This window comes from Shewanella sp. 125m-7 (assembly GCF_052977045.1).
Map to the genome: position 1 here is coordinate 1 of NZ_JBRILQ010000048.1, position 23,977 is coordinate 23,977.

Annotated in this window: 27 protein-coding genes; 7 read left to right on the top strand and 20 right to left on the bottom strand. The window is 43.3% G+C overall.

Annotated features, from left to right (window positions below; translation table 11 throughout):
• Positions 1-604: 604 nt before the first annotated feature.
• The 15 genes from dinB to ACVBIL_RS17805 all read right to left on the bottom strand — a co-directional run bounded on the left by dinB (position 605) and on the right by ACVBIL_RS17805 (position 13,555).
• Complete coding sequence (gene dinB, locus ACVBIL_RS17735; protein ID WP_447168283.1) at positions 605-1,681, bottom strand: DNA polymerase IV; 1,077 nt, start codon at positions 1,679-1,681, stop codon at positions 605-607.
• Between the two features lie 140 nt (positions 1,682-1,821).
• Entirely contained in the window at positions 1,822-2,040 is a 219-nt protein-coding gene (locus ACVBIL_RS17740) for a hypothetical protein (protein ID WP_447168284.1), read from the bottom strand.
• Positions 2,041-2,582: 542 nt separating this feature from the next.
• Positions 2,583-3,050: a bacterioferritin gene (gene bfr / locus ACVBIL_RS17745; protein ID WP_447168285.1), complete on the bottom strand. Its 468-nt coding sequence runs from the start codon at positions 3,048-3,050 to the stop codon at positions 2,583-2,585.
• Positions 3,051-3,062: 12 nt separating this feature from the next.
• Positions 3,063-3,530 (bottom strand): bacterioferritin, encoded by a 468-nt coding sequence (gene bfr, locus ACVBIL_RS17750; protein ID WP_447168286.1) that lies wholly within the window; start codon positions 3,528-3,530, stop codon positions 3,063-3,065.
• A 334-nt stretch (positions 3,531-3,864) separates the two neighbouring features.
• Entirely contained in the window at positions 3,865-4,086 is a 222-nt protein-coding gene (gene nqrM / locus ACVBIL_RS17755; RefSeq protein ID WP_012156314.1) for a (Na+)-NQR maturation NqrM, read from the bottom strand.
• Between the two features lie 12 nt (positions 4,087-4,098).
• Positions 4,099-5,115, bottom strand: a complete 1,017-nt coding sequence (locus tag ACVBIL_RS17760) for an FAD:protein FMN transferase (RefSeq protein ID WP_447168287.1) — start codon at positions 5,113-5,115, stop codon at positions 4,099-4,101.
• Positions 5,116-5,144: 29 nt separating this feature from the next.
• Positions 5,145-6,392, bottom strand: a complete 1,248-nt coding sequence (gene nqrF, locus ACVBIL_RS17765; protein ID WP_447168288.1) for an NADH:ubiquinone reductase (Na(+)-transporting) subunit F — start codon at positions 6,390-6,392, stop codon at positions 5,145-5,147.
• Positions 6,393-6,439: 47 nt separating this feature from the next.
• The gene (gene nqrE, locus ACVBIL_RS17770; protein WP_447168289.1) at positions 6,440-7,048 is read right to left on the bottom strand and encodes an NADH:ubiquinone reductase (Na(+)-transporting) subunit E; all 609 of its coding nucleotides are present in this window, start codon (positions 7,046-7,048) and stop codon (positions 6,440-6,442) included.
• Positions 7,049-7,053: 5 nt separating this feature from the next.
• The gene (locus ACVBIL_RS17775; protein WP_447168290.1) at positions 7,054-7,686 is read right to left on the bottom strand and encodes an NADH:ubiquinone reductase (Na(+)-transporting) subunit D; all 633 of its coding nucleotides are present in this window, start codon (positions 7,684-7,686) and stop codon (positions 7,054-7,056) included.
• The gene (locus tag ACVBIL_RS17780; protein WP_447168291.1) at positions 7,686-8,483 is read right to left on the bottom strand and encodes a Na(+)-translocating NADH-quinone reductase subunit C; all 798 of its coding nucleotides are present in this window, start codon (positions 8,481-8,483) and stop codon (positions 7,686-7,688) included. The genes ACVBIL_RS17775 and ACVBIL_RS17780 overlap by 1 nt, the downstream gene beginning before the upstream one ends.
• Complete coding sequence (locus tag ACVBIL_RS17785; RefSeq protein WP_447168292.1) at positions 8,476-9,675, bottom strand: NADH:ubiquinone reductase (Na(+)-transporting) subunit B; 1,200 nt, start codon at positions 9,673-9,675, stop codon at positions 8,476-8,478. The genes ACVBIL_RS17780 and ACVBIL_RS17785 overlap by 8 nt, the downstream gene beginning before the upstream one ends.
• The gene (locus ACVBIL_RS17790) at positions 9,675-11,009 is read right to left on the bottom strand and encodes a Na(+)-translocating NADH-quinone reductase subunit A (RefSeq protein ID WP_447168293.1); all 1,335 of its coding nucleotides are present in this window, start codon (positions 11,007-11,009) and stop codon (positions 9,675-9,677) included. Before ACVBIL_RS17790 ends, ACVBIL_RS17785 begins: the two co-directional genes overlap by 1 nt.
• Positions 11,010-11,663: 654 nt before the next feature.
• On the bottom strand, positions 11,664-12,173 hold the full coding sequence (gene luxS / locus ACVBIL_RS17795) for an S-ribosylhomocysteine lyase (protein WP_447168294.1): 510 nt from the start codon (positions 12,171-12,173) through the stop codon (positions 11,664-11,666).
• Positions 12,174-12,465: 292 nt separating this feature from the next.
• Complete coding sequence (locus ACVBIL_RS17800) at positions 12,466-12,765, bottom strand: BolA family protein (RefSeq protein WP_447168295.1); 300 nt, start codon at positions 12,763-12,765, stop codon at positions 12,466-12,468.
• Between the two features lie 127 nt (positions 12,766-12,892).
• A complete protein-coding gene (locus ACVBIL_RS17805) occupies positions 12,893-13,555 on the bottom strand; it encodes an alpha-ketoglutarate-dependent dioxygenase AlkB family protein (RefSeq protein ID WP_447168296.1) in 663 nt (220 codons plus the stop codon).
• A 105-nt stretch (positions 13,556-13,660) separates the two neighbouring features.
• On the opposite strand from ACVBIL_RS17805, the gene ACVBIL_RS17810 reads away from it, so the two are divergent.
• Positions 13,661-14,920, top strand: coding sequence for a methyltransferase (locus ACVBIL_RS17810; protein WP_447168315.1), 1,260 nt, complete (start codon positions 13,661-13,663; stop codon positions 14,918-14,920).
• 136 nt (positions 14,921-15,056) lie between these two features.
• On the opposite strand, the gene ACVBIL_RS17815 is transcribed toward ACVBIL_RS17810, so the two are convergent.
• The 4 genes from ACVBIL_RS17815 to ACVBIL_RS17830 form a co-directional block, all read right to left on the bottom strand.
• On the bottom strand, positions 15,057-16,028 hold the full coding sequence (locus ACVBIL_RS17815) for a sterol desaturase family protein (RefSeq protein ID WP_447168297.1): 972 nt from the start codon (positions 16,026-16,028) through the stop codon (positions 15,057-15,059).
• A 204-nt stretch (positions 16,029-16,232) separates the two neighbouring features.
• Positions 16,233-17,297, bottom strand: a complete 1,065-nt coding sequence (locus tag ACVBIL_RS17820; RefSeq protein WP_447168298.1) for a DUF2804 domain-containing protein — start codon at positions 17,295-17,297, stop codon at positions 16,233-16,235.
• 110 nt (positions 17,298-17,407) lie between these two features.
• Positions 17,408-17,611, bottom strand: coding sequence for an outer membrane beta-barrel protein (locus ACVBIL_RS17825; RefSeq protein ID WP_447168299.1), 204 nt, complete (start codon positions 17,609-17,611; stop codon positions 17,408-17,410).
• Positions 17,612-17,863: 252 nt separating this feature from the next.
• Entirely contained in the window at positions 17,864-18,229 is a 366-nt protein-coding gene (locus ACVBIL_RS17830) for a hypothetical protein (RefSeq protein WP_447168300.1), read from the bottom strand.
• A 207-nt stretch (positions 18,230-18,436) separates the two neighbouring features.
• On the opposite strand from ACVBIL_RS17830, the gene ACVBIL_RS17835 reads away from it, so the two are divergent.
• The 4 genes from ACVBIL_RS17835 (at position 18,437) to ACVBIL_RS17850 (ending at position 21,701) form a co-directional block, all read left to right on the top strand.
• Positions 18,437-19,003: a YajG family lipoprotein gene (locus tag ACVBIL_RS17835; protein ID WP_447168301.1), complete on the top strand. Its 567-nt coding sequence runs from the start codon at positions 18,437-18,439 to the stop codon at positions 19,001-19,003.
• A gap of 60 nt (positions 19,004-19,063) precedes the next feature.
• Positions 19,064-19,648: a peptidylprolyl isomerase gene (locus ACVBIL_RS17840; RefSeq protein WP_447168316.1), complete on the top strand. Its 585-nt coding sequence runs from the start codon at positions 19,064-19,066 to the stop codon at positions 19,646-19,648.
• Positions 19,649-19,765: 117 nt separating this feature from the next.
• Positions 19,766-20,086, top strand: coding sequence for a hypothetical protein (locus ACVBIL_RS17845; RefSeq protein ID WP_447160165.1), 321 nt, complete (start codon positions 19,766-19,768; stop codon positions 20,084-20,086).
• Between the two features lie 184 nt (positions 20,087-20,270).
• The gene (locus tag ACVBIL_RS17850) at positions 20,271-21,701 is read left to right on the top strand and encodes an AmpG family muropeptide MFS transporter (protein ID WP_447168302.1); all 1,431 of its coding nucleotides are present in this window, start codon (positions 20,271-20,273) and stop codon (positions 21,699-21,701) included.
• Between the two features lie 143 nt (positions 21,702-21,844).
• Here ACVBIL_RS17850 and ACVBIL_RS17855 read toward each other — a convergent pair whose 3' ends face one another.
• Positions 21,845-22,330, bottom strand: coding sequence for a YajQ family cyclic di-GMP-binding protein (locus ACVBIL_RS17855; protein ID WP_447168303.1), 486 nt, complete (start codon positions 22,328-22,330; stop codon positions 21,845-21,847).
• 125 nt (positions 22,331-22,455) lie between these two features.
• Between ACVBIL_RS17855 and ACVBIL_RS17860 the strand changes: the two genes are divergently transcribed.
• Together ACVBIL_RS17860 and ACVBIL_RS17865 are read left to right on the top strand one after the other, a co-directional pair.
• Entirely contained in the window at positions 22,456-22,860 is a 405-nt protein-coding gene (locus tag ACVBIL_RS17860) for a VanZ family protein (RefSeq protein ID WP_447168304.1), read from the top strand.
• A 29-nt stretch (positions 22,861-22,889) separates the two neighbouring features.
• On the top strand, positions 22,890-23,891 hold the full coding sequence (locus tag ACVBIL_RS17865; RefSeq protein WP_447168305.1) for a ketopantoate reductase family protein: 1,002 nt from the start codon (positions 22,890-22,892) through the stop codon (positions 23,889-23,891).
• Positions 23,892-23,977 lie beyond the last annotated feature (86 nt).

The following is a 23,977-nucleotide window of genomic DNA, read 5'->3' on the forward strand; positions in this document are numbered from 1 at the left end:
AGCCCTGATGAAAAAGTTAACATCACCACAGTTGGCCAATACTGGAAACTGTTATTAGCCGTACTAGAGCGTACACCAGTCAAAGGCTAATCAACCTTGAATAGTCAAAAGGCCGCTTCGCAATAAGTGGCCTTTGTTATTTCTAGCAGAAGAAAGGGTGTCGATTGCCGCTTGACCCATAAGCCATTCGTTACCCGCACAGCCCTGATGAAAAAGTTAACATCACCACAGTTGGCCAATACTGGAAACTGTTATTAGCCGTACTAGAGCGTACACCGGCTAAAGACTAATCAACTACTATTAGTTTTGAGTAAGTTGAAATGAATAAGGCCGCTTCGCAATAAGTGGCCTTTGTTATTTCTAACAGAAGAAAGGGTGTCGATTGCCGTTTGACCCATAAGCCATTCGTTACCCGCACAGCCCTGATGAAAAAGTTAACATCACCACAGTTGGCCAATACTGGAAGCTGTTATTAGCCGTACTAGAACGTACACCGGCTAAAGACTAATCAATTACTATTAGTTTTGAGTTAGTTGAAATGAATAAGGCCGCTTCGCAATAAGTGGCCTTTATTATATCTAATGAGCCATTTCTGGCTATACATCTAAAAGCCTAAATCCAATTGCGAGCTATCTACTTCGTCTTGCTCGGAAGCGACACGATTAGAAGCGAGTCCAACGGATACACCCAAGAGGCGAATGCCGCGCTCATGCTGCCTCTCCATTGCTTGTTCGAGTAACTGATAAAACAAGTTTACCGAGATTTCATCACTGCGATGCTCGATGGTTGTCTGTTTAAAATCCTCAAACTTAATTTTAACCACCTGCTTGTGGATAGTCCTATCCTTGGCGCTACGACTCACTCGTGCACCTAGCTCTTGAATTAGCTGAGGCATCACGGCTCGGCACTGCTCTAGCGTGTGGATATCTTTGGCTAAGGTGGTTTCAACACCAACCGACTTTCTCTCTCTATTAGGGGAAATACCCCGCTTGTCGACCCCTTTAGCGCGCTCTATCAGCACACTTCCAAATTTTCCAAAACGCTCAATCAGCTGCGCGGGGGGATATGCCTGTACATCACTGCAGGTATGCAAGCCTAAATCGGCTAGTTTTTTAGCGGTAACCTTGCCAACACCTGGAATTTTTATCAGTGGTAAGGTTTTAACAAACTCATTAATCATGTCTGGGCGGATCACATACTGTCCATTAGGTTTATTTAGATCTGAGGCTATCTTGGCAAGAAACTTAACGGGCGCGATCCCGGCTGATGCCGTCAGCCCCGTCTCGGCCAAGATGTCGGCACGAATAGCCTCGGCAATTAAGGTTGCAGAGCCCTTGCAGTGCGGGCTATCGGTTACATCCAAATACGCTTCATCCAGAGACAAAGGCTCAATTAAATCGGTATAACGTTCAAATACGGCTCTTATCTGAATCGAGACATCTTTATAGACCTGCATTCGCCCCGGTACTAATATCAGATCAGGGCAAAGCTTGAGGGCATAGCCTGATGCCATGGCTGAGCGCACGCCAAACTCTCGCGCTTCATAATTACAGGTACTTATCACCCCACGACGATCGCTGCGCCCTCCCACGGCAATAGGTTTTCCTCTTAATTCTGGAAAGTCGCGCATTTCAACTGCGGCGTAGAAGCAATCCATGTCGACGTGAATAATTTTTTGCAAGCCAATATCCTCCGAAAAGAATATTACTGTATATAAAAACAGTATTCAATATAAACCACACATACTCAATGCCACGCCAGAGAACCGAGAGCAAAAAACAAGCTATAACCTACTTGAGAGGCTCTGAACGGGTCACATTGTTAGTAAGATTGGTATAACTGAGTCAACATGGTTAGCTCTTCAGTAGATAAAACCGCATTTGAGCTGATACCAGGAGATGACGCAAGGGTTACACCTGCCGATACTTTCTCGTCGGAAACTTGTGTTTCAAGTCGCTCAATAACCCATAGCAAGTATTCAAGCTGAAACTGATTATCAGCATCTAGCTGAGTCCTATTTGTTTGAGATGAAACTAACATCGCCCGCCCCCCAGCAGTCAGATAAAATGGCTATGCGACTGATGATGAACTGTGGATTCACCCGCGGCTTTACCCGCGCGTAGCACGAGCAAAAATAATAACTGCATAGTCTAATGCTAGGTTAACGCGGTGGAGCTGAATCTAGGCTGTATAAGGCCGTTCGAACAATAATCAATGATCAATGATCAATGATCTCAATTAGAGTACCAAAAAGAGAGAGCTGAGTTAAAAATCGTAAAAAAAGAGTCGCTGTATAACTGATGCCATTCACTTAAGGCAGTTACTCAGAGAAAATATGATGACTTCGAAAGATAACAGTGGACCACAGAGGACACGGAGAGACGAAGAAAAACCACCCCGCTTTTTCTTTTCTTCATGTCCTGCGTGTAGCAAACGAAGCGAGCGCTTCGTGGTTTATAGCTTTTAATACAAAGAACCCAGCTTAAACTGGGTTCTTAGTTTTTGTTGATTAATCAGGTGGGGGCTTAACTTACCAGTATTGCCGCTGTATAACGCCTCTTTTAAATCATTGTTTGTATCACTTACATCTTACTCTGGAGGTAGTTTGGTAAGCCCACCTTATCAATCAATCCAAGTTGTTTTTCAAGCCAATACATATGGTCTGCCTCAGTTTCTTCGAGCAGCACCTCTAAAATCTCTCGGCTCTCATAATCACTTTTGAGCTCACACAAAGCAATTGCGCTACGTAAGTTATCGGCGACTTGATATTCATAGGCTAAGTCATTCTTGAGCATTTCTTGCGTGTCTTTGCCGATATTGAGTGGCTCACGACTAGCCACATCGGGCGTCCCCTCTAAAAACAGTATTCTTTGCACCAACTTTTTCGCATGCTCACGTTCATCATCTGACTCATGGGAGATCCGCTCGTGTAGCTCGTTGAGCCCCCAGTCTTCAAACATTAAACCGTGGACAAAGTACTGATCCATTGCAGATAGCTCACCAGTAAGCAATTGATTGAGTGTGTCGATGACCTCTTGGTTACCTTTCATAATGCTCTCCAGTTAGCCCATCTTAGACTGCAAGTAATTTTGAATACCGGTTAATGAGATAAGCTCTAATTGCGCCTCTAACCAATCTAAATGCTCTTCTTCATCTTCTAGTAAATCTTCTAAAATATCTCGACTAACATAGTCAGCCTCTAACTCACACAGAGCGATAGCCTCACGAAGCAATACAAGTTCCTCTTCAAGCATGACTTTGTCGCACTCAAGCATCTCTTGGCTATGTTCGCCGATACGAATTTTAGCTAGCTGCTGTAGGTTTGGTAACCCTTCAAGGAACAACACCCGCTCAATTAACTTATCGGCATGCTTCATATCTTGAATGGATTTCTTATAGGCTTTCTCATCGAGCTCACCTAAGCCCCAATTCTTATACATGCGTGCATGGAGAAAGTATTGATTGATAGCTGTAAGCTCGCTGGTCAGCACCTTATTGAGCTGACTAATGACCTTAGGTTGTCCTTTCATCTGTTCATCCTTAGTTAAATTGATCTATATCAATCTTTACAAGCTAGAACAAAAAACAACCAAGTTCAAATAAACATTATATTTCAATAATTTATTAAGAAAAATAATTCTCATTAGTACTACAGTTCTTAACAAGTGGCTAGCGCGATTAAATCGCTAATTTGTACTGCGAAACGAGGGGCTTAGTCGGGAGAGAAATAAAAAAACTCAAACACAATATAAGATACATAACTCACAAGCTGCCATGCGGGATGTAACAGACGAAAGCTTTAGATAAAAAAGATATAAAAAAGGCCCCTACCAAGGAGCCTTAATCACCGAACCATCAACAGAACTAGATAATGCGGTTCTGCTCTAACTTTTCTCGGCGTTCTTGTTCTGCCATTCTAGCTTTACGCTTATCACATGGATCATCACAATCACATGCTTTCTCAATTCCGAGTGCGCCTAGACCACCGCAGCTTCCGGCAACAGCTTGTCGTTTGACTAAATAGCCTATCGACATCAAGAAAAAGAAACCTAATAACACGACAAAAGCCGCAATAAATGTGCTCATATTCGACTCCAACTACTGAGTAACGAAAGGTTTGAAAGCTTCACTATAGAAAACTTTAAAGCCATCATCTTGCTTTTCAATAAGCATTATCGCTAGCTGCTCACGTTTAGCAAGCTCTAGTGATGCTTGTGTACCTAATACCATCATAGCGGTTGCGTAGCCATCTGCAATCATTGACTCTTCATGCAATACGGTAACCGACGCTAATCTGTGGTTTATTGGGTAGCCAGTGCGTGGATCGATCAGGTGTGAAAAACGCTGTCCGTCTTCCTCGTAATAATTACGATAATCACCCGATGTCGCCATCGCCATATTCTTAGGCGAAATAACCTGCTGCACGCCATTACCGCTATCACCTGGCTGTTCAATCGCAATGCGCCATAATGACCCATCGGCTTTAGTGCCGCGTAGGCTTATTTCTCCGCCAATCTCGACCAAATATCCAGTCGGATTATACTTGTCTAGTAAGGCGGCTATTTTATCAACACCGAAGCCTTTTGCAATAGAAGAAAGATCAACATAGATATCAGGGTCTTGTTTGCTGATTCTATTACCATCAACCGCAATCGCCTCAATCCCAGTGCGCTGCATTGCCTTATCTATCGCTTGTTGCGTTGGTATTTGTGTTGGCCTTTTATCTGGGCCAAAGCCCCACAAATTCACTAATGGGCCTAGCGTGATGTCTAATGCGCCGTTAGTGGTTTTATATAATGCTAATCCTTCAGCAATTACCTTAGCGGTATCTGCAGACACTTCGACCTTATCATTTCGAGTCATCTGATTAAATTTTGATAACTCAGAGTCAGGTCGATAAGTCGACATTTGATCGTTAACCTTCTCTAAGGCTAAATCGATCTCTGCTTGCAGTAACTGAACATCTGGCATCTTGTCGTTAGGGACAACTTTAATATGATAAGTTGTGCCCATGGTGTTGCCAGACAATGAAATCACTTCCGCTTGTTTAGTACAAGCTGAAATAAAAAAGGCTAACCCGATAAGGGCCAGCCAGTTTACTAAGGTCTTAAACATATTGACCTAGATCTCCAATAAGAGAAGGGTTAGCCACCGAAGTCATCCAAGAGGATATTTTCATCTTCGACACCAAGATCTTTAAGCATACCGATTACAGCAGCGTTCATCATTGGTGGGCCACACATGTAGTACTCACAGTCTTCAGGTGCTTCATGGTCACGTAGGTAGTTCTCATACAATACGTTATGAATAAAGCCTGTGTATCCACCCCAGTTATCTTCTGGCTGTGGATCAGATAGAGCAACATGCCATTGGAAGTTGGCGTTATCAGCCGCTAAGCCATCGAAATCTTCAACATAGAACATTTCACGGCAAGAACGCGCACCGTACCAGAAGCTGATCTTACGCTTCGAGTTAAGACGCTTAAGTTGATCGAAGATATGTGAACGCATTGGCGCCATACCTGCACCACCACCAATAAACACCATTTCGGCATCGGTGTCTTTTGCGAAGAACTCACCAAATGGACCAGAAATTGTCACCTTATCGCCCGCTTTTAGGCTAAAGATGTACGATGACATCTTACCACAAGGCAGAGATAGGTTACGTGGTGGAGGCGACGCAATACGTACGTTCAACATGATGATCCCTTCCTCTTCAGGATAGTTCGCCATGGAGTATGCACGGATTGTTTCATCTTCAACGGTAGACTCTAAGTTGAAGAAACCAAAGTGTTCCCAGTCGCCACGGTACTCTGCAGGAATATCATAATCTGCATACTTTACGTGGTGCGCAGGCGCTTCAATCTGAATGTAACCACCCGCACGGAAAGGCACTGAGTCACCATCAGGAATTTGCAACTTAAGCTCTTTAATGAAAGTGGCTTTGCTATCGTTAGAGATAACTTCACATTCCCACTTCTTAACACCAAAGATCTCTTCTTCAAGTTCAATCTCCATGTCAGTTTTAACGTTTACCTGACAAGATAAACGGCAACCGCCACGAGCTTCACCTTTGCTGATATGGTCCAATTCAGTTGGTAGAATATCACCACCACCTGATTTAACGTGGACTTTACACTGACCGCAAGTACCACCGCCGCCACATGCAGACGAAACGAAAATTCCGCTCTCTGCTAGTGCACCCAGTAGCTTACCACCCGCTGCCGTTTTAATTGCTTTACCAGCATCATCGTTGATGCCAATAGTGACATCGCCGCTTGCAACTAGCTTAGATTTGGCAAATAAAATCACCAAAACCAAGACCAATACAATCACGGTAAACATACTCACACCGAGATACACATCGATTGGAGTAGATTCAAGAATACCCATTAACTTATCCTTAAAGGTTCAAATTAAGACGTCGTTATGGTGCCCCTTTACAGAGACACACCTGAGAACGACATGAAACCTAGAGCCATCAAACCAGCGGTAACAAAGGTAATACCTAAGCCGCGAAGCCCATCAGGAACATCAGCATATTTTAACTTCTCACGGATACCAGCAAGCAGCACAAGTGCTAACGCCCAACCGATACCAGAACCGATACCAAACACCAAGCTTTCTCCAAGGTTGTAGTCACGCTCAACCATGAAAGAAACGGCACCGAAAATGGCACAGTTTACGGTGATTAGCGGTAGGAAGATCCCCAATGCGTTATATAACGGTGGGAAATACTTATCCAATGCCATCTCAAGGATCTGAACCAAAGCTGCGATAACACCGATAAAGGTGATGAACTTCAAGAAGCTCAAGTCAGCATCTGGAACCCCCGCCCACGCTAATGCGCCTGGGGCAAGAAGACTTTGATAGATAATTTGGTTAACAGGCACTGAAATAGCCAGTACCACGATAACTGCAACACCTAGACCCATGGCTGTTTTTACTTTCTTAGATACCGCAAGAAATGTACACATACCAAGGAAAAAGGATAGCGCCATGTTTTCAATGAAAACAGAACGAATTAATAGACTAATATAATGTTCCATTATGCTTATCCTTTCGCTTCAACTTGCTCTGGCTTCATCACACGAATAATCCAGATCAATGCACCGATCAAGAAGAACGCACTAGGAGGCAGCAGCAATAGGCCGTTCGGCTGATACCAGCCACCGTCTGAAACCTTGCTTAAGATTTCAACGCCAAATAATGAACCATTACCAAACAATTCACGTACGAAGCCAACTGATAACAAGATTGCACCGTAGCCTAAACCATTACCGATACCATCCATGAAGCTCATCATAGGAGGCGTCTTCATCGCATAAGCTTCAGCACGGCCCATTACGATACAGTTAGTAATAATCAAGCCAACAAATACAGATAATTGCTTAGCAACATCATAAGCGTAAGCTTGCAGTACTTGGTCAACCACGATTACCAATGAAGCAATAATCGTCATCTGCACGATAATACGTACACTGCTTGGAATGTGATTACGAATTAATGAGATAAATAGATTCGATAGAGCACATACCGCAGTCAGTGCAATCGTCATTACCAATGCTGTTTCCATCTTACTGGTTACAGCCAAGGCACTACATACACCCAAAATTTGCAAAGCAATCGGGTTATTGCTGACGATAGGTCCGATTAGAACCTGTTTAAGTTCTTTAGCATCAGCCATTAGCTCAGTCCTCCATCTCGGGCTTTGTCGATAAAGCGTTCAAAACCTTCTTTACCTAACCAAAACTCCAACGAATACTGCACACCATTACTGGTTAGTGTTGCACCTGAAAGGGCATCAACACCATAAACAGTTTCTGCAATAGCCGGGTTTTTAGTGACAGTAATCGCTAGCTCGCCCTTATCGTTGTATAACTTTTTACCTTGCCACTTAGCGACCCATTGTGGGTTTTGTACTTCTCCACCTAGACCAGGTGTTTCACCTGAGCCAGAAAAGTCGTAATAAACCAAGTTCTGGATACTATTCAGATCAGGATCTAATGCTAAGAATGCATACATGGTTGACCACAGGCCATAGCCTTTAATCGGCAAGATAACGCTAACCAGATTACCGGCATCGTCTTTAACTAAATAGACAACAGCATCATTAGCAACACGCTTTACCGATGCGATATCGTTTTTAGGCACAAAAGATGACTTAGGATCACGAGCGGCTTTTTTCATGTCAAACGTGTTGCCATCAACACCCTCAACGAAATCACCAGTACTCAGTGCAACCACTTTTGCGACAACATGCTTGTCGTAAAGCGCCAAAATGTCAGCTTTAGACACTTCAGCATTTTTAGTCGAAATCAAATTAGCCGCTTCAAGAATATACTTTTGCTTATCAAGTAGTTTGTTTTCTTGTTGGATAGGTTTCAATAATACTGCTGCCGTCGAAACGAACATTGAGCAGATGAAACATAAACCAACAACGACAAACAGCGTTCTTCCGAACGAATCTTTATTACTAGCCACGAGCAATCCTCCGCTTGATATTCGACTGAACCACGAAATGATCAAATAATGGAGCAAATAGGTTAGCGAACAAGATGGCCAACATCATGCCTTCAGGGAAAGCAGGGTTGATAACACGAATGAAAATTGCCATAGCACCAATTAAGATACCGTAGGCCCATTTCGCATTATTAGTGAAAGACGCTGAAACAGGGTCTGTCGCCATAAACATCATACCGAACGCAAAGCCACCTAATACAAGGTGCCAGTACCAAGGCATAGCAAACATGGGATTGGTGTCACTACCGATGAAGTTCAGCAGGTAAGAAACCGCAATCATACCGACCATCACACCACCAACGATACGCCATGAAGCGATGCGGGTGTAGATGATAACTGCGCCACCAATTAAGATAGCTAATGTCGATACTTCACCCACAGAACCAGGAATGAAACCGAAGAATGCATTCCACCAGTCTGTCGTTAGACCGTATTCTAATGTGCCCTGCGCCGCCTGACTCAGTGCAGTTGCACCAGAGAAGCCATCAGCAACAACCCAAGAAGTATCACCTGACATATTTAGCGGGTAAGCAAAGAATAGGAAAGCACGACCAGCCAATGCAGGGTTTAGGAAGTTACGGCCTGTACCACCAAAGATCTCTTTCGCCACAACCACACCAAAGGTGATACCTAGTGCAACCATCCATAATGGAATTGTTGCTGGCAGTGTTAGTGCGAAAAGGATTGAGGTAACGAAGAAACCTTCGTTAACTTCATGGCCACGAACTGACGCAAACAGCACTTCCCATATACCACCGACAGCGAATGTCACTGCATATATAGGTAAGAACCAACAAGCACCGTACCACATTAATGCGGCGATACCTGAATTGGCGGTCAACTCTGTACCAAACAGCCCGAACAAAGCAACTTGCCACGTATCAGGAGTAGCAAAGCCTGCTACTAATGCGTCTTGAGCTTGTAAACCTACGTTGTACATACCGACAAACATTGCCGGGAATGCACATGCCCAAACCATAATCATCATACGCTTTAGGTCTAAGTTATCGCGAACGTGGGTACGCCCTTTGTTTATTAGACCTGGGGTGTAGAAGACTGTATATGCAGCTTCGAAAAGTGCATAAAACTTCTCATATTTACCGCCTTTTTCAAACTGCGGTTCAATATTTTCGAAAAACTGTTTTAAACCCATTAGCCTTCCCTCACGATCGTATCTAAGCAGTCACGTAAATATGACGCATAGTCATATTTACCAGGACATACGAAAGTACACAGTGCCAAATCTTCTTCATCCAACTCCAATGCACCAAGTGTTGCAGCGCCATCGTAGTCGCCTGACACTAAGTCACGAAGTAGCATGGTAGGAAGAATGTCTAGTGGCATAACACGTTCATAGTTACCAATTGGTACCATAGCGCGATCTGAACCACCTGTGCTCGTAGTCATGTTAAACATGCGAGAAGATGAAAGATGCCCGAGGAACGCACGAGTAATAGAGAATTTATCACTGCCAGGCATAGCCCAGCCGAATAACTCTTTCTCTGTACCTTCTTCCAACAAACTCACTTGGTTATGGTAACGACCTAGGTAAGCGTGAGGGCCAATAGCGTTGCGTCCGTTTAACACTGAACCTGAGATAATACGAACATTACCTTCCGACGCTTCGCCTTGGGCTAACTGCGCCATCGCTGCACCCACTTGGGTACGTACTAGACGAGGTTTAACGGCTTTAGGGCCACCAATAGCCACTACACGTTGAGTATTAAGTTCACCCGTTACAAATAACTGGCCAACTGCAATCACATCTTGGTAGTTGATATGCCATACGGTTCTGGTTGCTGAAGCTGGTAATAGGTTATGAATGTGCGTGCCTGGTAATCCTGCAGGATGTAGACCGGCAAACTCTTCAACCTGAGCGTTAGCGCTTGGAATATCAGCTCCTGGCGCCTTACACAGGTAAACCTTACCTTCGGTTAACTTTGATAGAACCTTTAGGCCGTTTTCAAAGTCAGCTTTATGCTCTGCAATCACGATAGCAGGGTCTGCTGCTAAAGGTTGAGTATCAATAGCGGTGACGAAAATACCCGCTGCTGTTGAATCAACGCCTGGTACTTTACTGAAAGGACGCGTACGCAAAGCCGTCCACAAGCCTGATTGGATCAGGTTGTCACGTACTTGCTGAGTCTCAAGTGTGTCGATAGCAGTGGCGTCATATTTAGCAAAAGAGATGCAGTCATCTCCTTCAACTTCTATAACAACAGACTGCAGAACACGCTGAGCGCCCCGGTTAACTTCGGAAATTGTGCCACTGGCTGAAGCTGTATATATCACGCCAAGGTTCTTTTTATCTTCAAAAAGAACCTGACCTTTCTTAACTTTATCCCCTACCTTTATTTTCATGGTAGGACGTAAGCCAATATACTCTTCACCCAAAATAGCTACATGTTTGATGGCTTTACCATCATGGATAACTTGCTCTGGCCCACCTGCAATAGGTAGGTCCAATCCTTTCTTTATTGTAATCATATCCACAAGCACTACGTTATGAAGGAAAGACAATGCGCCGCGTTCCTGCTAAACACACAAGTTTTTAAACAAACCTCTAATCCGTGTTGAGCTAGCGCAGATTTATCACTAAAATGCGATCGCAATCACGCTGATCGCGCGCATTTTACCGCAAATATCACAAGCTCGCCATGAAAAATGTGACTGTTTTAAAAGGTTACAAATGTTTTGAGAACAAACAGCTTAAATGTCAGCGTAGATTAAGAATCTATTAATATAGTCGCAAGCCACATTCCCCATACAATTAAAGAGGTTAATTAACTTTTGACACTGAAGTTTAATCGGTAACAAACAAGAAATAATAAAAATTAAAGATTTTTCTAAGTGCTGGTTATTTAGCCTAACAAGATCGCTCTCACAAAAACCAATTCCAGCTAATATCTGGTCTAAATCGATAATTTAAGGTGTAATTAGGCTTAATTTAACCAAAAACAGAGGTGGATGAGAAGCAGAGCAAACCAATCCAATTACACCAAAAGCGCGCAGCATAAAAACAATAAAATCGACCATTTATCGATAAAAAACGCTAAAAGTTCTAAAATACAGACTTAACTCAAATACAAAAAAAGACGGCCTAAGCCGTCTTTTTGAATACAATAAACATCAATTTGTCGATTAAAGACCGTTTAAGATCGCTTCACTCAAACTTAAATCGTCGTTACGATTAACATTGATCCCAGCTGCAATGATGTTACGCGCGATCTCTTTGGCTTGCTCAAGAGAATGCATTTCATAAGTGCCGCACTGATATTTATTAAGCTCAGGGATTTCAGATTGTGCCACAACTTTTAGCACATCTTGCATTGCCGCAAGCCATGAATCGGCAACGGTAGACTCCGATGGTGTGCCGATTAAGCTCATGTAGAAGCCCGTGCGGCAGCCCATAGGAGAGATATCAATAATCTCAACACTGTCGCCATTTAAGTGGTCACGCATAAAACCGGCAAATAGATGTTCAAGAGTATGAATGCCGCGTTCACTCAAAATCTCTTTATTAGGAACACAAAAACGTAGGTCAAATACCGTTATCGTATCGCCTTTGGGGGTCGCCATTGATTTAGCGACCCGCACAGCTGGTGCATTCATTCGAGTATGGTCAACGGTAAAACTATCTAATAACGGCATTTCAATTCTCCAAATTCGCCCTAATAGCTCATGCGATTAACGCTTAGTCCATGATGAGCTTATTGTAAATTACGGCCTAAACGCTGTAATTATCTTCTGTTATTAAGTGATACTTACGCACTCAAGTCTAGTAGTCAATATTCAGCACCATAAACTTTTTTCATACTAAAACCCGTTCGCGATGACTCTAGGTTAAGCCGTTAGAGCAAGCTTGGTAGCGATAGCCAGATACAAAAAACCACAGCCTTAGCTGTGGTATAAGCAATCAAGTAAACAGCTTATCTTGGTTAGATTAGCCCTTACATTTTGGCGAAACAGGGACATCAATTTCAGCCGCCCATTCGTCTGGAGTATAAGTGTGCATCGACAGTGCATGCAGACCTTGAGTAAATTCGTCAGCCAATGCCTCATTTACAGCACGGTGACGACCAATAAGACGCTTGCCTTCAAACTCACTACTGGTAATGATCACTTTAAAATGTGTCTCAGAGTTTGGTGGCACGTGATGATTATGACTTTCGTTAATCACTTCAAGATGTGACGGCGAAAGTGCAGCGGTGAGTTTTTCGGTAATGATCTGTTCAACTGACATAACGATGTTCTCAATAAGCATAAATGCGACTGCGGCAGGTTACTGCGATAACCTTTAAAGATCAACTCGCAGCGCTATCGATATCGATTAGAACAGAATTTGTCCCTCCCCCTCTGTTACCTATTTATTAAGCTGTCTGATGAAAACCGACAATTAAGCGTCTAAAGGTCAAGTTTAACCTTGGCTCTGTCACCTTTAATCGCTTAGGGAGTGAATGTTGCCACTCTTTTTGCATGGGCCAATGCATAATAAGTAAGTCCCCACTATCAAGAGATAAACTTATTTTTTGTTGAGTCTTTTTATGGCGAATAAAAAAGTCACGGCTTGCCCCTAAGGTAACTGAAGCAATATCGCTTCTAGGCTCAATCTCTTTTTCATCATCACTATGCCACCCCATGGAGTCATGCCCATCCATATATTGGTTAACCAAGACACCATTACTATTTAATCCGAATTCTTGAGCTAACTTTAGCCTCAATTTATAGGCATATTTAGGCCATGGAAGCGCTTCAATAAACAAACCAGAATAAAAATAGTCACAACCATTATCGGCAAACCACACCTGATGACGAGGGATCCGGTGATATTTACCGTAAACTTGCACTTCGGGCTGCCTAAAAGGATATTGCTTAGCCTCATTAATCAGTGCCTCTTGCTGTGCATGATTAAGGTACCCCTTTACTAAAGTGCAAGGTGCTAAGTCTGGGGTACTCGCGCTAAGGGTCTCCTCTTGTAACAGTTCGATATCGGATAAAATAGGCGTATCAAGTCCTAAATTGTCTTGTTTCATCGCCTCTCCTAGCCGTTAACAGCAGATATCATTATTCACATCATATACCTGAGATCATAAATCTGCGATAATATGCGCCCTAATTTATTTGGTACTGATTGGCATATGACGACACAATTTTCTGTATCGGGTATTGAACTCGAACTCTTCCGTTACCCTAGCAGACAAGAATCGAATCTGCAGGCGTGGGACGCCGCCGATGAGCACCTTATTAAGCATGTGATCGATACCGAGCAGCCAAGCATTAATACCGCAATTGTTAATGATAGCTTTGGTGCATTAAGCGCAGGTCTATTGTCAATCGACTCTAGCTGGCCGCTTACACTGGAAACAGACGCTAAAACCAGTTTATTGGGCACCACGCAAAACCTTAGCCGTAATCAGTTGCCGACTGACACACTTACCTGGGTCAATAGCCGTGATGAGTTACCTCATGGGCTTGAACTGGTATTGATGAAGTTACCTAAAAACCTAAACTATTTTAGCCACCAGCTGAGTAGATTGTCACAAGTGTTACCCGCTGGAACACAGGTATTAATAGGCGCTAAAGCTAAATCGATTAATAAGTCGTTATTAGACACAATTAGCCAACATCTTGGGCCGGCAAATGCTAGCTTAACGTGGAAAAAGACCCGTGTTATCACCTGTATCAGCGATGGCAAAGTGCGCGCGTTACCAAAAGTAACGACCTGGTCGGTACCTGAGTTTAACTTACAGATCAGCAATCTGAGTAATGTCTTTGCCGCCAACAAACTCGATATTGGCGCTCGGATCATGCTCGATAACATGCCTAAAGGCGAATTCAAATCGATAGTCGATTTAGGCTGTGGTAACGGTATTTTAGGCCTGCATGCAAAACAGGTCTTCCCAGAGGCTTATGTCCACTTTATTGATGACTCTGAAATGGCCGTTGCCTCAGCCAGAGAAAACTGGGCACTCAATAAATTAGATAATCCTGCGCTCGTCGGTGAGCAAGCCACCTTTGGCTGGGATGATTGCTTAACCAATATGAGTGAAGGAGTTCGTCCGGATTTAATCTTGTGTAACCCACCGTTTCATCAAGGTGAAGCCATTACCGACCACATCGCTTGGCAGATGTTCTTAGATGCCTTTAGACGTTTGAAAAATGGTGGGATTTTACATGTGGTAGGTAACCGTCACTTGGCATATCACGTTAAGTTACAGCGTATTTTCAAGAACTGTACGACTGTCGCATCTAACGGTAAGTTTGTTATTTTACAAGCACAAAAAATCAGTCAAAAGGCCCAAGAACCTGATGCCGGTTTTGAACAAGAACCACAGCTTGAGGCTGACACTCAAGTGCCACACCCGCAAAGCGCTTTATACGGTAAGCCAAAAGGATAATTTACTTAACTCTTGGCAGAGATAAATAGACGCGATGCAAACACAAAAACGGTGAGCCTATAGCTCACCGTTTTTATATCTTACTTAGCCACATTGTATAGACCAGTTCTATTGCGCAGTCGTGTTACAGCTTAACTCACAGTTTAACTTCTGTAACCCGCTCGTCATGTTCGGTCTCTTGTCTATTATCGATATCTTTATCATGTGCTTGCTTGTTACTACTTGGCACATTAAGGTCTTGCTCACTTTCCGGTGAGACCGCTGTCGCTGGCGGAGCAAATAACACCTTGAGCCTTTGTTTAGGGCTGAGGTTGGCGGCAAATGCCTCCTTAAACATATCTCGCCACTCAGTAAAGGTCACCACCAGCGGGTTAAAACTGTTAATAGGCTTAGTGATGCCGTACTCAACGGTTTCAACTTCTTTTTCAAACGTGCCAAAGATGCGATCCCAAATAATCAAAATCCCCGCATAATTCTTATCTATGTACTGTGGATTTCGGCCATGATGTACTCGATGATGAGAGGGGGTATTAATCAGCCATTCAAAAATGCCTAAAGACTTAATCGCCTGAGTGTGAACAAAGAACTGCAGCCCCAAATTCAGCAATACCACAAACACCACCCAATTAGGGTCAAAGCCGACGATGACTAGCGGCAGCCAGAATATCCACATCCCCGCCATTGGGTACATTAAGCTTTGCCTAAACGCGGTGCTAAAGTTCATATTCTCGGAACTATGATGAGCCACATGTGCAGCCCACATCCAACGAATGCGATGACTCGCACGATGGAACCAGTAATAGCAGAAGTCTTGCGCCACCATGAGCGCAATAAAGGTGGCGCCGTTCATTTGAATATCAAATAAGCGCCAGCCAAAGAACATCAGATATAACTTGGCAATCAACAAGCCCGTAAGGATATCGGTTAGCTGATGCATTGCCGCAAGACCAAAGTTACACAACACCTCTGGCAAGTGGTAACGGGCGTTAAGGGGTAAGCGATTTTTCCTATCACCCATATACCACTCGAGTAAAATACAGACGAAGAAAATGGGGGCCAGTACCAGTAGTAGCACTTCGGGGTTAGCGATCAGTGAATTAAAATCCATCTTATATCCTTATATTATCCTTTACATCCCTTATTACAGGGTTTAACTGTCCATATATCTCATTGTTCTTCTTAGATTAAGGTAAGCTTTATATCTGTTATAGCACTGAGTAATATTTAAGTTTGAGACTTCATTATTCGTTTTAGTGTATAGCTAAGCCTAAACACCATTAACGCTAGCGGCATGACTAAACTACCAATGTAACTACCAACGTGCAAAATGATCTTCCGTTAGCCCAAGCACATTATCGAGTTGATGCCTTTGACCAAAGTTATCAATAATACAGCCGTCAAAATGACCTAAATACTGCCTAAAATTACTCTTTAACAGCAACAGATTTAGCTTCTCTTGGCGGCAATTTCTCGGTGTAAAAGTCAGTTCAACTTGACCATTATCTGAATAAATTCGCCAACGGCCTGCGGTTTCTGTTTTATTTCGTTGACGGATAAAGTCAAAATGCACAGCCCCAAGAAGGTGCCTTTCACCATTGTGCCAAAACACATTCTCGTGACAGCCTGTTTCATTAACCCCTGCAGCTAAATTCAATCCGAGGCTGCCACTTTCTGTTAAACAGTTAATGCTTGCCCAGCGCCAACTGGTTTCACGGCGCATAAAACCCGCACTAAAATCATACCCAGCCGTCACTCTTTGTAATGGCTGCGGTTCATGATTTATGACTAGGCTGCCCTTCACTTTTAAAGCGTTATGTTTTTGGGTATAGGTCCAGCCGCTATATCCCGTTGGATTACACATCGCCATGGGCAGGCTTAACGGCTCTGGCTGTAGACTTAAATCGGCCTCAATTCCTAAGGTATTAAGCCTTATCCGCCACAGGCCTTGCTCAATATCGAACTGAAACTGACCTTTGCCACTTTTTATCTTGGCCGTCCCCTGCATGGGGGAGTCAGACATCTGATAACCTAAGCCTAGCGGCTTAAGCCAGCTCGTTTCTAGCAGCTGGTTAGATTTAATGTCATAGAGATAACAAAAAGCACTGCCCACATAGCGAATATCAGCCAGCGCCACTCCAATAACGTAATGGGGGGTCACTATGCTAACAAACTGGAACTGCTTATAGGAAAAATACTTAGCCCAGCTTGATGCGGGCCTGTCCATCTCGTCGAAGAATTTAAACCGCTCTACGTCCAAACTAGTAACGGGACCATCGAAATGGCCGTAAACGGCACTGCCATGCTCATCAATCAAACTTTGCGGAGCCGCTGAACTGGTCAGTATGTTAGGGAACCATGGCACATTTTTGGTGGGCATAAAACTTAAGTTCCAGAATCAAATTTGACCTTTTACTCTAACTGGAACTCACTCAGGTTAAAAGTGATTCAAACTCTTTTTGTAATAAAAATGTAAACAGCCGGGTAAAATCAGAATCGATAATTAAAACCAACTGATACTTGGTTTACCGTCATCTCTTGGATAGGTATGTATTGATACTCAGCTGTTACCCCTATTCCTGACTTAAAATCCATTCCCCAGCCCAATGCCATAAAAATATCCGAACCATGGCTCGATACGTTACGAGTGGGTTGCTGATTCCATATATACCCAAACGACTTGAACATGCTCATTTCAGAGGCCTTACGCGAGTTCAATTCTAGGCGTATTAGCGTAGGAATGGTAACTCCCTTTTAAGCTAGTGCAACAACGAAGTGGGCTTGCGCAAAGCCTTCTTCGATGAGGTTTAATGCACTTTCTGCTGCGTTATTGATCTTGCTAAGGGAACAAGCATTAACTGCAATCAATGCCTTGCTTAAAGCGTATTAAATTCCCACTGAACCCTGCATCTTCAGGTGGCTTGGGTATATTATGCACCTTGTATTCTAGATGCGACTGCGCACACCGAGTTTGGCAAATAACTTATTGGAATTAGAAAGGTAAACTTGGCTATATATCGCCCCTCTCACTCCGGTATAACGCATATCTTTCACGTCAAACAAAGCCCCTGTTAGCGTATTTAACATGCCACCCGTTCCTGCAAATATCGCAGCTTCAATACCGAAATGTTCAGACATCATATAGCGGTAAAATAAGTCGGTACTGATGTTGTCGCTCATCCCAACATCTTCACCACTTATAGATTCAAAATCTTGAAATCCGATCCCTATATTGCCGCCCACAATGTGTTCTGCCCACGTTGGGGGACAAAAAATAGATGCAATAAAACCTATAGCGAATAGAAACCGCATAAATACCACCAAACCAAAACAATAAATAACAAACAAAATACCTTATCTAAAATGCTACCTGAACAAGCTGAAGCCGAACTGAATCAATGACTCTACATAACTCGCGCTTCAAATGACTTGTGCAATAAAAAGTTATTGCAAATTCTGGTATCACCTACATCTTCTGGTATGCTGATGCCATCTAAAATTTTGTCTATGATAGTGATAATGAAACGTTTACTTTTACTTATAACCACCGCTATTTCAATGGTAGGCTGTGCCAGTCAAGGTCCTTCTCATATTGCATTAAATCCTGAAGTACCAACGATTACTCAGCAAACAGAAGCTGAACTTCCCGTAGCACTAGAAACGATTGATACCCGCTCGGCCAACTTTATCGTCCGCTTTAATGATGGCGATAAAGCTGCACGCTTAGTCAGCCCAACGGAAGCGCCTCGAGTACAGATGGATCAAGTATTTAGAGATGGTTTTACCCAGGCGGGATACCGAATTGACCCAAGTTCAGTCAATCATATGCAAATACAGTTAGAGCAATTATTAACCGACGTAGATGAGGGTACATTTGGTTTTGAAGCCAATAGCCAAATTATCATCAATGTGATCGCGAAGAACACCAATCAGGAACTGACCAAACGTTATCGCGCAAAAGGGTTATTAAAAGGCCCGTTTAGCGCCGACTTTGCTACGCTTGAGCTAGAAATGAACAAACTACTTGGTGAGTTAACCCGCGACATTATTAACGATCCTGAGCTTAACCAGTTCATTCAGCAATAAACATAACTCAAGGCTTGCTGTATTCAACTTGCCATTAAAAGGAACACTATGAAAACTTGGATAACAAAGGCATTAACATCACTTGTCTTATTAACGGCAAGCCAAATCTCTTATGCAGTCGACATTCAACCGAATACGCTTTATCCCCAGGTAGAACTCGATACCAGCATGGGTAAAATTGTGGTTGAGCTAGATAGAACCCGCGCCCCCATTACCGTTGATAACTTTCTCACCTATGTCGTCAAAGGTCATTACGATAACACTTTATTTCATCGTGTAATTAGTGATTTCGTTGTACAAGGAGGCGGCTTAGATTTACACAAAGAAGAAAGACCGACAGAAAAACCCATCGTTAACGAATCGGGGAACGGTCTATCTAACTTAACGGGCACTATCGCAATGGCACGAGAAGCCGAGCCGCACACGGCCACCAGCCAGTTCTATTTCAATGTAGTCGATAATGAAAAGTTAGATCCCTCTTCTCGTCGTTGGGGCTATGCCGTTTTTGGTGAGGTGACCTCTGGCATGGAAGTCTTACAAGCAATGTCGCTGGTACCCACCGAGTTTAACACCAAGATAGAGTGGCCTGATTTTCCGATTGAGGAGATAGTGCTTAAGAAGGCGACCCTGCTGCCACGCGACTAACTTAAGTATGAATTGCCAATGTTAATGTTGAAATAATTTGAAATAGTTTGAATTTTTTTGAGCAAAAGTTCTAACTTCCTGCCTATACTTATTTCGTTAAGTAAAGGAGGCGGCTCAATGACAGCGGATGAGTTCATTGATGGTAAGGCGCCCCAACTGGCTTTCTATGGAAAAGCGTTTTTGAGTGATCAACTCGATTTCAATGAGATCCAGTTATATCTATGGGACACCCTTGAAGAATGGCAGATGTACAATCATCAGGGTGATGCGCAAACAGATATGGAGCGTGTGTTTTGGCACCTATTACATGCCTTTGACAGATGGCCTAGTTGGGCTATTCGAGGTAATCAGTTTTTGCGAAAGCAGATCCACGATTGCTGTGACTACCTGAGTATTGGTGGTCAAATCCCTCAAGGCTGTATCGGGATCAGACCTTAGCATCCATACAATTAATATCCACACAAAGAGCTAACTTGGCTCTACCAAAACCCAGACTTCTATTTTCGGTCTGGTTTTTTTATTGTCTGCTCTTAAAGTAAATCAAGCCCCATTGAGATTAATCTCTTGAACCTAACCTCGCTCAGCCGTAAGCTAAACGCATCTATTCCAGCAAAGCTCATTTATGTCTTCAGCATCCGTGCCCTCTTTTTCTCAGCGCTTTAAAGACGCCGCCTCAATTTATTGCCATAAACGCGTTCTCGTTTTGTTGTTACTTGGTTTTTCGGCCGGTTTACCCTTGATGCTGGTTTTCTCTACCCTGTCATTTTGGCTCAGAGAAGCCGGAGTTGACCGAACAGCGATTGGCTACTTTAGCTGGATAGCACTAGCTTATGGTTTCAAATGGGCTTGGTCGCCGCTAGTCGACAGGATGTCGCTGCCAATATTGACTCGGCTACTAGGTCGCAGGCGTGGCTGGATGATGTTCGCGCAGCTACTACTTGTTGCAGCTATTATCGGCATGAGTCAAAGCGATCCCCTCGCCGATTTAGAGCGACTTGCTCTATTTGCCTTAATGGTCGCATTTGCATCTGCCACCCAAGATATTGTTATCGATGCATTTCGTATTGAGTCAGCGCCGGTAAGAATGCAGGCTGCACTTGCCGCAGCCTATCAAGTTGGCTATCGCAGCGCCATGATTGTTGCGACCGCAGGCGCATTAACCATAGCCGCATGGATAGAACCTAATAGTGAGGCCTACAGCTTAGTGTCTTGGCAAACCGCTTACATAGTGATGGCAGGTCTCATGTCTATCGGTATGTTAACTACGCTATTTTGTAAAGAGCCCATAGTTGAAACTAAAGAAGCGGACGAGAAAGAGGCCGAGTTAAAGGTTAAATTTGCAGCGCGTTATCCTAAGATTGTCGCCGCCAGTTTGTCTTGGCTATATACCGCGAGTGTGCTGCCGTTTATCGATTTCTTTAAGCGTTATGGTCGCAGCGCAATTCTTATCTTATTACTAATCTCTTGTTACCGTATTTCAGATATTGTAATGGGGATTATGGCTAACGTGTTCTACGTAGATATGGGCTTCTCGAAAACCGAAATCGCCACATTAAGTAAAATATATGGCCTGATAATGACCTTGGTAGGCGCTGGCGCTGGCGGCCTACTCATTGCCCGTTATGGCACCATGAAAATACTTTTTTTAGGGGCTTTTTTGGTGGCGGTGACTAACTTGCTTTTTGCCTATCAAGCTGTGATTGGCTACGATGTCAGCTTCTTAACCTTTGCGATTTCAGTGGATAATTTCAGTGCGGGTATTGCTACAGCAGCATTTATCGCTTACCTGTCGAGCTTAACAAGTAGCGGCTACAGCGCGACTCAGTACGCATTACTGTCATCGATTATGCTGCTGTTCCCTAAGTTTATTGCCGGTTTTTCTGGCGCTTATATCGATGCTTATGATTATGTCAGCTTCTTTATAGCTGCGAGTTTGATTGGCTTCCCTGTGCTTGGGCTTATTATACTGGTACAAAAGTATGCCCCAAACCCAAGCCATACAGAGCAAGATGTAGCAGAGCCAAATGATGTAAGTAAAGAGTCCAGCGTCTAAAGAGATTTGTTCTCTATTGAGTTACCGAGACTTATTAAGGTGAGCTCTTAGAATAAAAAAGACGCTTAAAATGCAATTTTTTAAGCGTCTTTAATATTCTTCTTCGCAGAAAAATCAAGTTTACACGTTAGCTGCGAAAACGATTAATCGCGGAAATTATTAAACTGAAACGGCTGCCCAAGCTCAGACTCACGAGCCAGTGCCATTACCTGTTGCAGGTCATCACGCTTCTTGCCTGTCACGCGAACCGAATCACCTTGAATCGATACCTGCACCTTAAGCTTGCTGTCTTTAATCAACTTAACCAGCTTCTTACCCACTAGGGTTTCAATACCTTCTTTAAATTTTACTTTTAAAGAAAAGGTTTTACCGCTGTGAACCGCTTTTTCGTCAACATCCATCGACTTAGGATCGACATCACGCTTACTCATTTGCATACGCAGAATATCGACTAACTGACGGCACTGAAAGTCATCTTCAGCCGTTAGTGTTACCACGTGATCTTTATATTCAATGCTGGCTTCTTTGCCGCGAAAGTCAAAACGGCCTTTCAATTCACGCACTGAATTATCAACCGCGTTACGCAGTTCAACTTCATTTACTTCTGAAACAATATCCATTGAAGGCATAAGTTTGGTCCTTAAAAAATGTTTGTGGCCGTATTTTACGCATTGAGCCCTAGAACTTGAAGTAAATAAACAAGAAAATCTTACTAAATTTGGCGTTATTGGTGACTTTATCTGCTGCTTTTCTTATGATTAAGACAAATTACAAAAATGCATACGACGTGATAAATAGACAATCAGTTTTCAAATGGGCACTGGCGATAACACTCATCTTAGTGAGTTACTTGGTTTTCTCAAAGCCAAACTACTATCCAACAGGGATCCCCAATTTCGATAAAATAGGTCATGTTGGCAGCTTCTTTGTTTTGTCATACCTTACTTTTTTAGCATTTAAGCCAAAGTGGTACACTCTTGCGGTGATCTTAGCCGGTTACGCGGTTTTTATTGAAATAGTGCAATCACAGTTATCTTACCGCAGCGCCTCCGTTGCAGATTTCATTGCTGATATGATCGGCATATCACTGTTCTACAGCACCCACTGGATTTACTGCCGATACTTTAAGGCTGCTAATCTCGCTAATACTGATAGCTAACACCCATTGTGAGTACTGATAAGCTAAAAATGTCTATGCCATCTGTCGCAAAAAAAAATCTGAAACAAATCACAATTTTAGGTGCTGGAGCTATTGGCCAGCTCATTTATCATCAACTTGCTAATGCGCTAAGCATACAAGGTGAGCAAACCAGTATTCGGCCCAGCGACCGATTAAATTTCATCAGTCGTGACGCGAAGTCGACTATTTTGCCACTAAGTTTTACTGCCTATAACAAGCTGCAAATAACCCGTGACGCTAAATTTATTGGCCAAGCGGATTACGATAAAAGCTTAGCCGACACAGAACTATTAATCGTTTGCGTAAAAGCCTACCAAGTCACATCTGCGCTTAATGTGGTATTACCCCGTTTATCTAAGAGTGCTCATATTCTCTTACTGCACAATGGTATGGGTCCACATATTGAAGTAGCCCCCACACTTGCAGGACGGGGCTTAAGCCTCGGCACAACCTCGCAAGGGGCGCTAAGGCTCGACAAATGGCATGTAAAGCAAACGGGGATTGGACTGACGCAATTGGGTCCCTATCGAGCGACTGAGTTAAACCAAGTACAAGCCGCAAGCATAAACCCTAAGCTTAAAACGCTGTTACTTAACGCCATCCCTCAAAGTGATTGGTATGACGAAATTTTGCCTCTTCTGTGGCAAAAACTAGCGGTCAATGTCACGATAAACCCCTTAACAGCTATCTATAACTGTACCAATGGCGAGCTTGCCAACCCCAAATATCACGACATTATCTACAACGCAGTCGATGAACTGGTTAACGTGGCAGCAGCCGATGGCATCGACCTAGAGTTTAGTCATTTGATTGAGCGTGTATATCAGGTTATAGAACTCACGGCGCAAAATTTCTCTTCTATGCATCAAGATATCAGCCAGCAACGACCAACGGAAATAAGCGCAATAAACGGCTTTGTTGTAACGAGGGCAAAAGCACATAACATGAATACGCCTTATAACCTCTCGCTGGTAGAGCAAGTTAGGCATTTAGAAGCAGGCTTTAGCTAGCTATAGCTGTAATGACTTAAATGATGCCGGTTCAACTAACTATAGGCCGCATCCTAAGCGGACTAAGTTCATTTAATCTCCTCCGC

What these genes read in the sequence shown, in the direction of transcription:
- ACVBIL_RS17740 (WP_447168284.1), bottom strand. Translation starts at nt 2,040, where the DNA reads ATGTTAGTTTCATCTCAAACAAATAGGACTCAGCTAGATGCTGATAAT.
- bfr (WP_447168285.1), bottom strand. Translation starts at nt 3,050, where the DNA reads ATGAAAGGTAACCAAGAGGTCATCGACACACTCAATCAATTGCTTACT.
- bfr (WP_447168286.1), bottom strand. Translation starts at nt 3,530, where the DNA reads ATGAAAGGACAACCTAAGGTCATTAGTCAGCTCAATAAGGTGCTGACC.
- nqrM (WP_012156314.1), bottom strand. Translation starts at nt 4,086, where the DNA reads ATGAGCACATTTATTGCGGCTTTTGTCGTGTTATTAGGTTTCTTTTTC.
- ACVBIL_RS17760 (WP_447168287.1), bottom strand. Translation starts at nt 5,115, where the DNA reads ATGTTTAAGACCTTAGTAAACTGGCTGGCCCTTATCGGGTTAGCCTTT.
- nqrF (WP_447168288.1), bottom strand. Translation starts at nt 6,392, where the DNA reads ATGGGTATTCTTGAATCTACTCCAATCGATGTGTATCTCGGTGTGAGT.
- nqrE (WP_447168289.1), bottom strand. Translation starts at nt 7,048, where the DNA reads ATGGAACATTATATTAGTCTATTAATTCGTTCTGTTTTCATTGAAAAC.
- ACVBIL_RS17775 (WP_447168290.1), bottom strand. Translation starts at nt 7,686, where the DNA reads ATGGCTGATGCTAAAGAACTTAAACAGGTTCTAATCGGACCTATCGTC.
- ACVBIL_RS17785 (WP_447168292.1), bottom strand. Translation starts at nt 9,675, where the DNA reads ATGGGTTTAAAACAGTTTTTCGAAAATATTGAACCGCAGTTTGAAAAA.
- ACVBIL_RS17790 (WP_447168293.1), bottom strand. Translation starts at nt 11,009, where the DNA reads ATGATTACAATAAAGAAAGGATTGGACCTACCTATTGCAGGTGGGCCA.
- luxS (WP_447168294.1), bottom strand. Translation starts at nt 12,173, where the DNA reads ATGCCGTTATTAGATAGTTTTACCGTTGACCATACTCGAATGAATGCA.
- ACVBIL_RS17800 (WP_447168295.1), bottom strand. Translation starts at nt 12,765, where the DNA reads ATGTCAGTTGAACAGATCATTACCGAAAAACTCACCGCTGCACTTTCG.
- ACVBIL_RS17805 (WP_447168296.1), bottom strand. Translation starts at nt 13,555, where the DNA reads ATGAAACAAGACAATTTAGGACTTGATACGCCTATTTTATCCGATATC.
- ACVBIL_RS17810 (WP_447168315.1), top strand. Translation starts at nt 13,661, where the DNA reads ATGACGACACAATTTTCTGTATCGGGTATTGAACTCGAACTCTTCCGT.
- ACVBIL_RS17815 (WP_447168297.1), bottom strand. Translation starts at nt 16,028, where the DNA reads ATGGATTTTAATTCACTGATCGCTAACCCCGAAGTGCTACTACTGGTA.
- ACVBIL_RS17820 (WP_447168298.1), bottom strand. Translation starts at nt 17,297, where the DNA reads ATGCCCACCAAAAATGTGCCATGGTTCCCTAACATACTGACCAGTTCA.
- ACVBIL_RS17825 (WP_447168299.1), bottom strand. Translation starts at nt 17,611, where the DNA reads ATGAGCATGTTCAAGTCGTTTGGGTATATATGGAATCAGCAACCCACT.
- ACVBIL_RS17830 (WP_447168300.1), bottom strand. Translation starts at nt 18,229, where the DNA reads ATGCGGTTTCTATTCGCTATAGGTTTTATTGCATCTATTTTTTGTCCC.
- ACVBIL_RS17835 (WP_447168301.1), top strand. Translation starts at nt 18,437, where the DNA reads ATGAAACGTTTACTTTTACTTATAACCACCGCTATTTCAATGGTAGGC.
- ACVBIL_RS17845 (WP_447160165.1), top strand. Translation starts at nt 19,766, where the DNA reads ATGACAGCGGATGAGTTCATTGATGGTAAGGCGCCCCAACTGGCTTTC.
- ACVBIL_RS17850 (WP_447168302.1), top strand. Translation starts at nt 20,271, where the DNA reads ATGTCTTCAGCATCCGTGCCCTCTTTTTCTCAGCGCTTTAAAGACGCC.
- ACVBIL_RS17855 (WP_447168303.1), bottom strand. Translation starts at nt 22,330, where the DNA reads ATGCCTTCAATGGATATTGTTTCAGAAGTAAATGAAGTTGAACTGCGT.
- ACVBIL_RS17860 (WP_447168304.1), top strand. Translation starts at nt 22,456, where the DNA reads ATGATTAAGACAAATTACAAAAATGCATACGACGTGATAAATAGACAA.
- ACVBIL_RS17865 (WP_447168305.1), top strand. Translation starts at nt 22,890, where the DNA reads ATGTCTATGCCATCTGTCGCAAAAAAAAATCTGAAACAAATCACAATT.